Source organism: Streptomyces sp. NBC_00104, from assembly GCF_045160825.1.
In the GTDB taxonomy this organism is placed as follows: Bacteria; Actinomycetota; Actinomycetes; order Streptomycetales; family Streptomycetaceae; genus Streptomyces.
The window spans coordinates 8,729,033-8,742,135 of sequence record NZ_CP108215.1 but is presented as its reverse complement, the minus strand read 5'-3'; the positions used below and the strand labels follow the sequence as shown (position 1 = coordinate 8,742,135).

General features: G+C 72.8%; 10 protein-coding genes. 2 read left to right on the top strand and 8 right to left on the bottom strand.

Annotated elements, in window-relative coordinates; genetic code table 11:
- The first annotated feature begins 869 nt into the window (after window positions 1-869).
- Complete coding sequence (locus tag OG272_RS38305) at window positions 870-1,853, top strand: helix-turn-helix domain-containing protein (RefSeq protein WP_327727267.1); 984 nt, start codon at window positions 870-872, stop codon at window positions 1,851-1,853.
- 45 nt (window positions 1,854-1,898) lie between these two features.
- Window positions 1,899-2,381, top strand: coding sequence for a DUF456 domain-containing protein (locus OG272_RS38300; protein WP_327727268.1), 483 nt, complete (start codon window positions 1,899-1,901; stop codon window positions 2,379-2,381).
- Between the two features lie 32 nt (window positions 2,382-2,413).
- Here OG272_RS38300 and OG272_RS38295 read toward each other — a convergent pair whose 3' ends face one another.
- The 8 genes from OG272_RS38295 to OG272_RS38260 form a co-directional block, all read right to left on the bottom strand.
- A complete protein-coding gene (locus tag OG272_RS38295; protein ID WP_327727269.1) occupies window positions 2,414-3,670 on the bottom strand; it encodes an SGNH/GDSL hydrolase family protein in 1,257 nt (418 codons plus the stop codon).
- 156 nt (window positions 3,671-3,826) lie between these two features.
- Window positions 3,827-4,321: a methylated-DNA--[protein]-cysteine S-methyltransferase gene (locus tag OG272_RS38290; RefSeq protein WP_326575470.1), complete on the bottom strand. Its 495-nt coding sequence runs from the start codon at window positions 4,319-4,321 to the stop codon at window positions 3,827-3,829.
- Window positions 4,318-5,847, bottom strand: a complete 1,530-nt coding sequence (locus tag OG272_RS38285; protein ID WP_327727270.1) for an AlkA N-terminal domain-containing protein — start codon at window positions 5,845-5,847, stop codon at window positions 4,318-4,320. The genes OG272_RS38290 and OG272_RS38285 overlap by 4 nt, the downstream gene beginning before the upstream one ends.
- Window positions 5,848-6,040: 193 nt before the next feature.
- Window positions 6,041-7,204 carry a ribosome small subunit-dependent GTPase A gene (rsgA, locus tag OG272_RS38280; protein ID WP_326575474.1) on the bottom strand — a complete coding sequence of 388 codons (1,164 nt, stop codon included), beginning with the start codon at window positions 7,202-7,204 and terminating at the stop codon, window positions 6,041-6,043.
- Window positions 7,205-7,466: 262 nt separating this feature from the next.
- Window positions 7,467-7,721: a hypothetical protein gene (locus tag OG272_RS38275; protein WP_326575476.1), complete on the bottom strand. Its 255-nt coding sequence runs from the start codon at window positions 7,719-7,721 to the stop codon at window positions 7,467-7,469.
- A 155-nt stretch (window positions 7,722-7,876) separates the two neighbouring features.
- Window positions 7,877-9,214, bottom strand: coding sequence for a cytochrome P450 (locus OG272_RS38270; RefSeq protein WP_326575478.1), 1,338 nt, complete (start codon window positions 9,212-9,214; stop codon window positions 7,877-7,879).
- A gap of 253 nt (window positions 9,215-9,467) precedes the next feature.
- A complete protein-coding gene (locus OG272_RS38265; RefSeq protein WP_327727271.1) occupies window positions 9,468-10,973 on the bottom strand; it encodes a cellulose-binding domain-containing protein in 1,506 nt (501 codons plus the stop codon).
- 216 nt (window positions 10,974-11,189) lie between these two features.
- Window positions 11,190-12,539 carry a radical SAM protein gene (locus OG272_RS38260; RefSeq protein ID WP_327732092.1) on the bottom strand — a complete coding sequence of 450 codons (1,350 nt, stop codon included), beginning with the start codon at window positions 12,537-12,539 and terminating at the stop codon, window positions 11,190-11,192.
- Window positions 12,540-13,103: the final 564 nt, after the last annotated feature.

The window sequence follows — 13,103 nt, the reverse complement described above, 5'->3', positions numbered from 1 at the left end:
CCTGGGGAGGCACTCTGTCCGAGAGGGCACCCGGGGTGCCGGGGGCCGGGCCCGAGACGTGCGGGACCGCGCGTGGTCCACTCGTCGCGGTCGGCCCGGTACCCGATCCGCCCGCCCTGCCCGGCCCGCCGCCCGCAGCTCCCCCGGCGGCCGACGCACCCGGCACGGCTGCCCAGGCACCCGACGTACCGGGGACGGCCCCCCAGACGCCCGGCGGGCCCGACGCACCCCGCGCGCTCGTCGGATTCCCCGGAGTCGACGCATCCCGCGCACCCGGCACACTCGGCGGATCCACCGGTGTCGCCGGTGTCGCCGGTGTCGCCGGCGGCCTCCCCACCGTGTCCGCCGCCGAGGCGAAACGGTCGTCGAGGGAATCGGCCGCCACCGAAGGGCCCGTGTCCCCGTTGGCGTCGTCGTACAACTGCCGCCACCAGTCGTCCTCGTGACCGGTCGGCCTCTCCCCCTGCTGGCTCATGCCCCTAATTGTCCACCTCAGGAGCCGTATGAAAACGGGGCATCCGGAAAATCGGTCCGCAGAGCCGACGACACCACGGCGTGTCGGACTACACGTCGAACTCCGGTGCGAGGCAAGGGAGTCGAGAGAGCAGGGGGAAGCGGGAGGCGGTGGGCAGCGGAGGACTTGGCGCGAAGAGACCGCCGGGCGGTGCCACCCCCCACAGGAGAAACCGCCCGGCGGCGCCGGGGTGACCGGCGCGCGGTGCGGGCGCGTGGGCCGGTCGGCCCGAGTGTGGGGCATGTTCCTGGGATTCCGCTGTGGGACCCCGCCTCGTCGGTGGGACCGGTGGTGCGGTGATGATGTGCCGAGGCGGAAGCGCGCCGGACGGCGCGATGAGGGAGGGGGTCGCCGCATGCTGGGAGCGATCGGTCTCGACGAGACGCACGAGTCGGCGTACCGGGCCCTGGTGTCCGTGGGCGCCGCCGACGTACCGGACCTGGCGCGCCGGCTCACGCTCGGGGAGCACGACACCGAACGCGCCCTGCGCCGGCTGGAGCGGCACGGTCTCGCCGCCCAGTCCTCCGCGCGCCCCGGCCGCTGGGTGGCCGCGCCCCCCGGCGTGGCCCTGGGCGCGCTGCTCACCCAGCAGCGGCACGAGCTGGAGAAGGCGGAGCTGGCGGCGGCGTTGCTGGCCGAGGAGTACCGGGCGAGCGCCGCCGAGCCCGCCGCACACGACCTGGTCGAGGTGGTGATCGGCTCGGCCGCCATAGCGCAGCGCTTCCTGCAGATTCAGCTCGGCGCCACGGAGGAGGTCTGCGCCATGGTCACCGGCGCTCCGATCGCGGTCTCCGGGCCGGAGAACAACCCCGCGGAGGAACAGGCCACCGGCCGCGGCGTCGGCTACCGCGTGGTGGTCGAGCGGGCCGTCCTGGACGAGGACAGCGGTCTCACCGAGCTGTCCGCCGCGCTGGGCCGCAAGGAGCGGGTACGGGTGATGGACGAGGTGCCGACGAAGCTCGTCATCGCCGACCGGACACTCGCGATGGTCCCGCTCACCACGCACACCGCCGAGCCGGCCGCGCTCGTCGTCCACGCGAGCGGTCTGCTGGAGCTGCTGTCGGGCCTGTTCGAGTCGGTGTGGCGGCAGGCCCTGCCACTGCGGCTCGGCGCCGGCCGGGTCACCGAGGACGTACCGGACGGCCCCGACGACACCGATCTGGAGATCCTGTCCCTGCTGTTGGCCGGCATGACCGACGCGAGCGTCGCCAAACAGCTGGACCTGGGTCTGAGGACCGTACAGCGCCGGGTGAAACGTCTGATGGAGCTCACCGGTGTGACGACCCGGCTGCAGCTGGGCTGGCACGCGTACGAGCGGGCCTGGGTGACCCGGGACTGACAGTACTGACCTGCGCTTTCCCGCGCGGTCCGGCACCCTGGGCAGATGGGAGCGTGGGAACTCCTGCTGGTCGCGGTGGTGCTGCTGCTCGGCCTGTGCGGAGTGCTGGTGCCCGGCGTACCGGGGTCGCTGCTCGTGTGGGCCGGGGTCATGTGGTGGGCGCTGGAGGACCCGCGGCCCGAGGCCTGGTGGGTGCTGGTGGGCGCCACCGTCGTGCTGCTCGCCTCCCGGGCGCTCCGCTGGGTCCTGCCGCCCCGGCGCCTGGCGGAGAGCGGCGCCACCCCCCGGATGGGCGTGTACGCCGGCGTCGGCGCCTTCCTCGGTTTCGTCCTGCTCCCCGTCCTCGGCGCGATCCCCGGCTTCATCGGGGGCATCTACCTCTCCGAACGGCTCCGTCTCGGCCACCACGGCGCGGCGAAGGCCGCCACGCGCACGGCGATGCGCTCGGGCGGGTCGAGCGTCCTGGCGGAGCTCTTCGCGTGCCTGCTGGTGGCGGGCGGGTGGGTGGGCGTGGTGTTCGGGGGCTGACACCGGCTGGAATCGGCGGGGCCGGCCGGCCCTCACGGGGCCACGTCGGACAGGGCGACCGCGTCGGCCAGGGCGCGCATGCCCGCGTCGTTGAAGTGCAGGTGGTCGCCGGGGTCGTAGGCGGGCCGGATCCGGTGCGGGCGGACGGGGTCGCGGACGGCCCGGTCGAAGTCGGCCACGGCGTCGAAGATCCCGTCACCGCGGATCGAGGCGTTGACCGCCTGCCGTACGCGTTCCCGGGCCGACGTGTACGCGCCGTGGCCGCCGTACGGGGTGAGTGTGGCGCCGACGACGCGGATGCCGCGGGCGTGGGAACGGTCCACGACCCTGCGGTACGCGGCGGTGAGGGCGGCCGGGTCGGTGACGTTCGGGGTGCCCTTGATGTCGTTGATGCCCACCATCACGATCAGCGTGCGTACGCCGGTGCGGGTGAGGACGTCCGCGTCGAACCGGTCCAGGGCGCTCGGGCCCACGCCGGCGCGCAGCAGCCGGTTGCCGGAGACACCCGCGTTGAGGACGCCGAGCCTGCGGGCCGCGGGCAGCGCGCGCAGCCGTTCGGCGAGCCGGTCGGGCCAGCGGCGGTTGGCGTCGGCCGTCGAGCCGTTGCCGTCCGTGATCGAGTCGCCGAGCGTGACGACGCTGCCGACGGCGGAGGAGCCGAGTACGTCGACACCGGTGACGTAGTACCAGCTCCCGATGGCCGTCGTGTACGCCGAGCCGTTCTCGTCGGCCGCCCGATTCCCGTACGGCGCGAGGAAGTTGGTCTGCCGGGCGGAGCGGTGGAACGTGGCCGGCCCCGAGTCGTGCGGTGTGTACAGCGTGACGAGGAGATTGCCGTGCGCCGGGACGCGCAGCGCCACGGGGTCGGTGAGCCGGTCCTGGCCCGCCGGGACGACGACCGTGCGGGCACCGCCGAAGGTGGCCGTGCGGAGGGAACCGGGCATCGCGTCGGGGCTGTTCGGCACTCCCGGCTTCTGCAGCGCGACCGTCACGGCGCCCAGGCGGAGTGCGGCCGTACCGAGCCGGTTGGAGACGCGGACCCGCGCGGCGCTGCCGCCGACGCTCACGTGGACGACGTTGCGGATCGACGCCCCCGGCAGCGCGGGCGCCGTACCGGAGGCGGCGGCTGCCCAGGTGCCGGTCCAACGCCGGGCGGCCGCGGGGTCCGACGGCACGTCGGCTCTCGCGGGGAGGGCGCCGACGAGGGCGAGCGCGGCGAGCAGGACGAGGGCGAGGGCGGCGGCCGTCGGACGCGTCATGGGCCACGTGCGGGTCGGGCTGTCGGTCATGCGGGGCCGCCCTTCGCTCAGCGGAAGCGACACAAGCCCCTCATCACTTCCCTGCGCGACGGTCCCGTGCACGCACCCTCACACCATTGGACGCACCTGGCCCGCGCCGGTTGACGCGGGCCAAGTACGGCCGGTCGCGGGCACGGTGGGGCGGAGCTACAGCACGCCCTCCAGGCCGAGGAGGAGACGTTTGCGGTCGAGGCCGCCGGCGTACCCGGTGAGGGTGCCGTCCGCGCCGATCACCCGGTGGCAGGGGCGGACGATGAGGAGGGGGTTCGCGCCGATCGCGCCGCCCACGGCCCGGACGGCGGCACGGGGTGCGCCGATGCGGGCGGCGATGGCCCCGTATGTGGTGGTCCCGCCGTACGGGACGTCCTCCAGCGCGGCCCAGACCCGTTGCCGGAACTCGGTGCCCTCGCCGCCCAGCTCCAGTTGGAATTCCTTGAGTTCACCGGCGAAGTAGGCGGCGAGCTGTTCCTCGGCCGCCCGGAAGGGGCCCGGGTCGCGCAGCCAGCCCGGCAGCGGGACCCGGCCGCCCTTCTGCTCCGGTACGGAGAGGGAGGTGAGAGCGCCGAACCCGTCGGCGGTGAGGAGGAGTTGCCCGGCGGGGCTGTCGACGACGGTGTAGTACGTCCCTTGCGCGGTGCTCACGACTGAACTCCCTTTTCCTGTGCCTGTGCCTGCTTGTGTGCCTGTGCCTGTGCCTGTCGCCATGCGGCGGTGTCCGGCTCCGAATCGCCCGCTGTCCTGAGGTGTTGGAGGGCGTACGACCGCCAGGGCCGCCAGGTGTCCGGCACGGTCTCGTCCGGCGGGGCCACGTCCGGGTCGCCGAGCGCGCGGGTACGGATCGCGGCGACGGTTCGGGCGTCGAGGCCCGGCAGGGCGAGCAGTGCCGCCTCGGTGTCGTCCCGGTCGGCGCCCACGTCGAGGCGGGCGGTGCCGTCGGCGAGGGCGGTGGCGAGGGCTCCGAGCGGGCCCTCCACGCCGGCCAGGGCGGCCGGCTCGGGGAAGAGGTGCGTCAGCGTCCCGTGCGGGGCGTCCAGCGTCTTCCCGTACATCCCCACCAGCCGTTCGGCCTTCTCGCGCCCCACGAGCGCCCGTACCGCGAACTCCTCCGGATCGGCCGCGCCCGGCGAGCGCAGTCCCGGCCGGGCGGCGACGAGCGGGGCGAGCCGCGCGTCCTCCCGGAGGCGTTCGTCCACGGCGTACGGATCCGCGTCCAGGTCGAAGAGCCGACGCAGCCGCTGCACGGCGGTGGTGAGATCCCGGGGGTCGGTGAGATGAAGCCGCGCGTCGAGCCAGCCGCCGGGCCGACCGGTGGGGTCGCCGCCCGGGAACGACGCGGCACGCCACGGACGGCCTGCCCGCCCGGCCCCGTCCCGGGCCGCCGCCGTCCGCGCCCGGCGGCCCCCCGGTCGCTCGTCGACCTCGGCGATTCCGGTGCCGTACGGGAGGCGGAGGGTGCGCCGGTAGATGCGGTGGCCGCGCCCGCCGGTCACCTCCTCGACGCCGGTGACGGCCTCGGCGACGAGGGCGTCGAAGAGCGCGGTGGACTGGTACGGGCCCCGGTACGCGAGCCGGAGTGGGATACCGGCGGTCGGCGATCCCGCGGGCCGCCGGGGTGCCCCGGCGCGCAGGCCGCTCGGCGTCATGGCGTACACCGCCCTGATCGTGTCGTTGAACTGGCGCACGCTGGCGAAGCCGGACGCGAAGGCGATCTCGGTGACCGGGAGGGCGGTGCTCCGGAGGAGGACGCGGGCGGTGTGGGCCCGCTGGGCGCGGGCCAGGGCGACGGGCCCGGCGCCGACCTCGGCGGTGAGCTGCCGCTGGACGTGCCGTGCGCTGTACCCCAGCCGCAGGGCCAGCCCGGCGACGCCCTCCCGGTCGACGACGCCGTCCCCGATGAGCCGCATGGCCCGGCCCACGGCGTCCGCGCGCACGTTCCACTCGGCCGACCCGGGCACGGCGTCCGGTCGGCACCGTCGGCAGGCCCGGAACCCGGCACCCTGGGCGGCGGCCGCGGTCGGGTAGAAGCGGACGTTCTCCCGTTTCGGTGTCACCGCCGGGCAGCTCGGCCGGCAGTAGATCCCGGTCGTCGCGACGGCGAAGAAGAACTCCCCGTCGAACCGTCCGTCCCTGCTGCGCACGGCCTCGTACCTGGTGTCCTCGTCCTTCATGACATCAAGTGTCGACCACGCCGACCGCCGGGGCTGGCGGGATTCGGACATGACGCCCCCCCGGAAAGCAGGGGCGCGGCGTCATGTCCGAGGGGCGCGGTGCCGCGCCGAGATGCGGCTCCGCCGCGGGAGCGCGACAGGCCGCGGACTCCCCGCGGTCACGCGACGGGCCACGGACTCCCGCGGGCGAAGGTCAGCGTCGGCCGCCTCGCTTGGCCTCCATCGCCGCGCGCCCCTCCGCTCCCTTCCGCTTCCATTCCTTCCGGATCTCGGCCCGCACCCGTGCGTCGCTCTTCGCGACGATCCGCTGGTTCTCGCGGATCAGCTTGCGGTAGCTGTCGAGCCGTCGCTCGGGCAGTTCACCGGACTCGACCGCGCCGAGGACCGCGCAGCCGGGCTCGGCGAGGTGCGCGCAGTCGTGGAAGCGACAGTCCGCGGCCAGTTCCTCGATCTCCGTGAAGACCTGCCCGACCCCGCTCTCGGCGTCCCACAGGCCGACGCCGCGCAGCCCGGGGGTGTCGATGAGGACCCCGCCGCCGGGCAGGGCGAGGAGGTTGCGGGTGGTCGTGGTGTGCCGTCCCTTGCCGTCCACGTCGCGGATGGCCCGGACGTCCATGACGTCCTCGCCGAGCAGCGCGTTGGCGAGGGTCGACTTGCCGGCGCCGGACTGCCCGAGCAGTACGGAGGTGCCGCCGGAGAGCACCGCGGCGAGGACGTCGAGGCCCTCGCCGAGCGCGGAGCTGACCGTCAGCACGGCGACGCCGGGCGCGACGGTCTCCACGTCCTGCACCAGATGCGCCAGCGTGGCCGCCTCCGGTACGAGATCGGCCTTGGTGAGCACGATCACCGGCTGCGCGCCGGACTCCCAGGACAGTGCCGACGAGTGCAGCGGTTGCTCGCCACCCGAACCGGACATGGCCAGCGCCAGGAACCGCTCGATCCGCCCGAGGTCGAGTTCGGCCGCGAGCGACACACAGATGACGACGTAATCGATGTTGGTGGCCAGTACCTGGCCCTCGGAGCGCTTGGACGAGGTCGAGCGGACGAAGGCGGTGCGGCGCGGGAGGAGTGTCTGCACGTAGCGCGGGTCGCGGCCTTCGGGGTCGACGGCGACCCAGTCCCCCGTGCACACGACCTTCATCGGGTCACGGGGCACGACGAACTCCGTGTCGGCGCGGACGGTACCGGCCGGTGTGACGACGTCGCACAGGCCCCGGTCGACCCGGACGACCCGACCGGGCAGCAGCCCCTGCCCGGCGTACGGGGCGAACTCGGCCTCCCAGCCCGCATCCCAGCCGTACGGCACGAGCGGATGCGAGGAGGACGAGGACGAACCCAGGAGAGTGGAGAAAGACAAGGGGTGACCCTTCACAAGGGTGGCCCCGGCACCGCGCGCACTGGCGCGGGAAGGAGTGAGGTCAGCCGGAGGCCACGGAGGTGGACTTGATGAACTTCCGGATGCGGGCAGCGCCCATCTCAACGACAGCCATCGGTCACACCTCCTCAATCAAGCACAGTCACCTGCGGCAACCGTGGGTCGCCGCGCGAACACCACCGACCTTAGAGCTACACGGTCCTCGACGCCACCGAATTACGGCACGGCCGACAGCGGCACGCGGTTACGGGACCTGGGGCGCGCGGCGGGCGAGGGCGGCCAGGCCGATGACGATCCAGGCGGTGTTGAGCAGGGCGGAGGGCCATGCTTGGTGGTATCCGGAGTTGACGGTCAGGGCGGCGGCGCCGAACAGGTTCAGCAACTGGAAGGCGCGGCCTCCGGCGGGGATCCGTTCGGCCGACGCCATCGCGTACGCGGTGAGCAACAACCCCGCTCCGCCCCAGCCGACGGCGGCGACGCCCCCCTCGGCCCAGGTCACCGGCCCTCACCCCGTCGAGGGTCGCGTTCGTTCATGGTCCGATCATCCGTGCAGTGGGACTTCACGACAAGCAAGAGTTTCTGAAGTGCCACTGCAGTGCGACTTATGGAAGCCCCGCCCGCACCACAGACGCGGGTGGCACGCCGGGGCCGCCGTCACGGGCCCGCGACACCGCCGGGCGCCGGGCTGACGGGGCAGGTGCCGGCCTGCGTCGCGCGGCCGGCACCGCCTCGGGAACCGTCGGCCGACGAGACCTGACTACCGCTGCCGTGATCGTCCGAAGGAGGGGTGAAGGCGACGTCCAGGCGGGTGAGACCGCGGAAGTTGAGGCTGCGCTGCCACTGCGGCGCGGAGCCGTCGAGCCGCAGACCGGGGAGCCTGGTGAGGAGTGCTTCCAGGACGATCGCGCCCTCCAGCCGGGCCAGCGCGGCGCCGAGGCAGAAGTGCGGGCCGTGCCCGAACGCCATGTGCCGTCCGCCGGAGCCGGACCGCTCGAAGTCCAGCACATGGGGATCGGGAAACACGGCCGGATCCCGGTTGGCGGCGCCGCACACCAGGAGCACGGTCTGCCCTTCGGAGACGGTGCGCCCCGCCAGTTCCAGATCGTGCCGGGCCCGGCGCAGCATCAGCTGCACCGGGGCGTCGTAGCGCAGCAGTTCGTCGACCGCGGCGGGCATCAGATCGGGTCGGCGGCGCAGTTGGTCGGCCGCGTGCGGGTGGCGGAGCAGGGCGAGTGTGGCGTTGCCGATGAAGTGGGTGGTGGTCTCGTGACCGGCGATCAGGAGCAGGGCGCAGTTGGCGAGAAGTTCGTCGAGGTCCTGGTCGGTGTTCTCGGCCTGTGCGGTCACCAGGGCGCGCAGGGTGTGGGGGGCGGGCGGGGTGTCGTGGCGGGTGAGGAGTTCGCGGAAGTAGGCGAGCATGTCCGTCATGCTCTGCGATGCCTCGCGGTTGCGGTCGGCGTCGAGGCGGGAGTTGCCGATGGCTTCGGCGATCGGCTCGGACCAGGCGGCGAGGGCGGGGCGGTCCTGCCGCGGTACGTCGAGGAGGTCGCAGATGATGGTGAGCGGCAGAGGTCGGGCGAGGTCCGCGACGATGTCCATCCGCCCGGCCGGAGCCGCGTGGGTGATGATCCGGTCGACGGCTTCGAAGATCCGGGCGCGCAGTGTCTCGACGGCCCGCGGAGTGAAGGCCCTGCTGATCAGGGCGCGCAGCCGGGCGTGCTCGGGGGCGTCGCTGTAGAGCATCTGCCGGCTCAGGACCCGGGCCAGCGGCCGCAGTTCCTCGGGGACGGCCTCGATGTCGGGATAACGCACCGAGGACAGGCCCGGGTCACCCGCGGCTTTGCTGACCACCGCGTACCCGGTCGCGATCCACGCGCCCAGGGTGCGGTCCCAGAAGAGGTCGTCGGCGCTCCGCAGCTCTTCGTAGAAGTCGTAGAGACGCTCTTGGACTTGGGGCCGAAAGGCCCGCAACAGCGAGGTGGGAGTGCCCATCACCCCATGTTAGTGTCCTGCGCCCGGAGTTCGATCAAGAGGTGTGGCGACCGTCGCAGGACGTCGTCGGCGCTTCGGGAGGGAGTCCCGGTGCGCGTTCGACGGCGATCGCCCGCCTCTTCGTCTCTCTCGCCCGCCGGGACCGGCCCGGGCAAGGTTCCCTCTTCGTCGGCTCGTGCGGCTGTGCGGCCGTGTGAAGAGCCCGCCGCTTCCACGAGCTCTTCACACCCGCGAGTGAGCTGTCCGCCCGCGCTCAGTCCGCCTGTGCGCAGGAGCGCCCGTTGAGCGTGAAGTCCACGGGTTCGGGGTTGTCGAAGCCCTGCCAGATGCCGAGGAAGCCGACGCCGAAGGTGCCGCCCGCCGCGACGGTCTTGTTGTAGTCGGCGGCGGTGGCGGTGACCTGGGAGCCTTCCTGATCGAAGGTGCCGTCCCACATCTGGGTGACGCGCTGGTCCGCGGCGTAGGTCCAGCCGACGCGCCAGCCGTCGAGAGCCTTGGTGGAGGTGACGGTGAGGGCTGCCTGGAAGCCGCCGGGCCACTCGTTGACGACCTGGTAGCGGACGTGACAGGTGGCGCGGGACGACTTGCCGGGGTCGACCGGCTCGTGGGAGACGCGGGCCGGCGTCGAGGCGTCGCCCTGGGGCTCCTCGTTGCTGTTGCCGTCGCCCTTGCCGTCCTCGTCGCCCGAACCGGTCTTCTCGGGCCGGGACGTGCTCTGCAGTTCGGACGACCCGCCGTCGGACGGGGACCCGGTCACCGGGAAGCGGGGGTCCCGCTGCACCACCGCCGACTCGCCGGCGGACGCGCCGTCGGTGACGGTCTCCTCGTCGCCGAAGGGCATGAGGGAGACGGCGAGCGCCAGCACGGAGACGAGGCCGGCTCCGGCGAGCAGCCCGTTGCGGCCGAACCGGGGCCTCGGTTCCCTGCCCGGCGAGAGCCCTCGGTCGGTGCCGGTGGAGTCCGCGCGTCCGGGGAGCAGCCCGGCGTCGGCCGCGCGGCGGCGGCGCTCCAGATAGGCGAGTCCGCTCCAGCCGATGACTCCGCCGGCGAGCGCGGCGGGCAGGCCGCCGCCGTGCAGGCCGAGACAGGCCGCGGCCTCGGCGCACCCCACGCAGGTGGCGAGGTGCCGCGAGAGGTCCTCGGGGGTGTCGGTGCCGGGCGAGCGGGTGACCGCGTCCAGTAGCCGGGTATAGGTGCGGCAGTCTGCGTGCATGGGCGCGTCGAGCCGGCTGCGGTGGCAGCGGTCCCTGAACAGCACCCGCACCTGGTCGAGTTCGGTCCGGGCGACCGCCGGGTCGAGGCTGAGCCGGCGGGCCACCGAGCCCAGGGGCAGCGACTCGACCTCGGCCAGCCACAGCAGGGCCGCGTCGGGTTCCTGCATGTCCCGCAGGGCGCGCAGGGCGAGGGGGCGGTGCAGCGGCGGGCCGATGTAGCGCGCGGCCTTCTCCGAGTTGAGCCAGAGGCGCAGATCGGGGTCGAGCCGGTGGCCCTGGCCGTCCCTCTCCCAGACCGCGGCGCTGGTCCTGACCCAGGTCAGGAGGAACGGTATTCGAGGCAGCCGCAGGGCGCGCCGGCCGGCGCCGCGTTCGGCCTCCAGGGCGTGCGCCTCGTGCATGCCGTTCGTGAAGGCCTCGGTGGCCAGTTGGGTCGCCGCGGTCGAACCGGACGTGCACAGGTCGGCGTACGACAGCACCGCGTCCCAGCACTCCGAGAAGAGCGCGGCCTCTGCTGCGTCCTGAGGCTTCGGCAGGTCGGGCATGGGTCTCCTGCATCCAACAGAGCGAGGGGGGAAGTCCGCAAAAATAGTCAACTACCCTCTTATTCAAGGGAGTTGGAGGGGGACCACCTTGCGGTGCCCCAGAGCTTTTCACGGTTCCCACACAACTGACAAGCCGCGCCTTCAAATGCGGTTACCAACGGTCACACTGTGCAGTTGTACGTATGCCGACCCCAAAAGACTCAACCGTCGCAGGAGTTACCGAGCGGGAATCCCCTCGGGGGTCTCCCCGGGGGTCTCCTCGTCGACGGCCGGGAGGCTGTCCATGAAGGAGCTGACGGAGAAGACGGCGTTGCCGGGTCCGGGCGGGCCGTATCCGGGCGGCGACGACAGCCCGAACTCGTCCATCGTGGCGCGGTAGGCCTGCAGCAGCCGGATGTGGTACTCCAGCGGCGCGCCCTGCGGGTTGGCCTTGCCGAGCGGGGTCGTGGGCTCCGGGCACCAGGTCGTGAAGCGGGGCGTGATGCCGTGCGACATGAAGAAACGCAGGCCCTCGGTGGTCGACTCGATGGCCTCGTCGACCGTGGTGAACCCGAACGGCTCGGCCATCTCCACGCCCGCCACGAAGTTGGGGATCACGTTGCGCGCGCCGAAGACGCCCGCCGAGTCCAGGATCCGCTTGTGCCACTCGTCGCGGCCGACGTAGCGCTCCTTGCCGGGGCAGTACATCTTGAAGAGGTACTCGTCCCACACCTCGTAGTTGGGGTGGTAGATCTTCACGCCGTAGTCGTGGAAGCGCTTGACGTCGTCGAGGGGCAACGCCTGCGCGACGACCTTGCCGATCCAGCGGTCCGGGAAGCGCTCCTCGATGGCCTTGGCGTAGTGGCCGTAGAAGTCGGCCTCGTCGCGGCCCGCGACCGTCTTGGTGATGGCGCCGCCGGTGAGCGTGTACGCGGTGGACGTCTTCGCCGTGTCGTACCGGTCGATGATCTCCAGGGCTTCGAGGACCTCGTCGACGTCCTTCACACCCGTGTACGGCCGGCCCGCCGCCTTGTGCTGGCGCCAGTTGTGGTTGATGTCGCAGTACTGGCACTCCTCCTTCGCGCCGAAGTACTGGCAGACGCGGAAGACGGTCAGGTAGATGAGGTAGCCCCACTGGATGGTCGGGGCCACCTCCATCACGGACTTCCCGTTGGAGAGGGTGTGCCGGTAGTACTCCGGCATGGGCGGGACGCCGACGTCCGCGATGCGCGTGCCGTCGAGGTAGAGGCCGAGGAGGCCGTCCTCGTCGGCGGCCACGCGGTAGGGCGAGGACGGGTTGACCCGTACGGAGACGACCGTGCGCCGCAGGTCGTACGGGCCGCCGGTGAGGATGATCTCCTCCGGCGGGCGGCGCAGGGCGGCCTCGCCGAGTTCGGGGAGGGTGCCGTGGTCGAAGGAGAAGATGAAGTACGACTTCGGCTTGACCTCGCCCTTCTCGTTGTCGCTCAGCGCGGAGGCGTCGAAGGCCATGCCACCCCTGAGCAGGTCCTCCTTGAAGACGGCTTCCCGTGGCACGTGCGGGAACCTCTCCATCAGGTCCTCCACCAGTGCGGTGCGGCTGCCCATCCCGTTCTCCTCGCTCCCGACGTCACGTGAGAAGTCGTCCGTCGTCATTGTTCGCCTCCTCACGGTATGCCTCCGGCCGCGCGGAGGTGGGAGCGGGGGCCCTCGGCACGTCCGGATCCGGGCGGCGTCGGCCTGGCCGGGCCCCGTCGAGGACCACCAGAACCTGCTGCCGGGGAGGCCGGTGCCGTACACCTCGACGAGGTCGCCCGCGCGCCGCCCGGCGCGCGGGCAGCGATCGGCTCGGATCGGTGACCGCGCCCTCGGGCCGGTGAGCGGGTGAGCGGGTGGCATGTCCTCGCGGCGGCCTTGCCGGGAACGGACACCGGCGAAATCGGACACGGCCGGGAGCGGACATGGCTGGGATACGACACGGCCGCGATCGCTGTATGCGCGGGCCGCGGCTACGGGCGGGATCGCGGTACGCGCGGGCCGCGGGTACAGGCGGAATCGCGGTGCGTACGCGCCTCACAGACGGTGTCGCCGGCTCTTCCGGCGGCCTGGAGCTCCACCCGGTGTGTGTCGCGCCGCTCCTGGCGTCCGGTGCCGGTGTCCGGTGGCGGTGCC

What these genes read in the sequence shown, in the direction of transcription:
- OG272_RS38305 (WP_327727267.1), top strand. Translation starts at nt 870, where the DNA reads ATGCTGGGAGCGATCGGTCTCGACGAGACGCACGAGTCGGCGTACCGG.
- OG272_RS38300 (WP_327727268.1), top strand. Translation starts at nt 1,899, where the DNA reads ATGGGAGCGTGGGAACTCCTGCTGGTCGCGGTGGTGCTGCTGCTCGGC.
- OG272_RS38295 (WP_327727269.1), bottom strand. Translation starts at nt 3,670, where the DNA reads ATGACCGACAGCCCGACCCGCACGTGGCCCATGACGCGTCCGACGGCC.
- OG272_RS38285 (WP_327727270.1), bottom strand. Translation starts at nt 5,847, where the DNA reads ATGAAGGACGAGGACACCAGGTACGAGGCCGTGCGCAGCAGGGACGGA.
- OG272_RS38270 (WP_326575478.1), bottom strand. Translation starts at nt 9,214, where the DNA reads ATGGGCACTCCCACCTCGCTGTTGCGGGCCTTTCGGCCCCAAGTCCAA.
- OG272_RS38265 (WP_327727271.1), bottom strand. Translation starts at nt 10,973, where the DNA reads ATGCCCGACCTGCCGAAGCCTCAGGACGCAGCAGAGGCCGCGCTCTTC.
- OG272_RS38260 (WP_327732092.1), bottom strand. Translation starts at nt 12,539, where the DNA reads ATGGGCAGCCGCACCGCACTGGTGGAGGACCTGATGGAGAGGTTCCCG.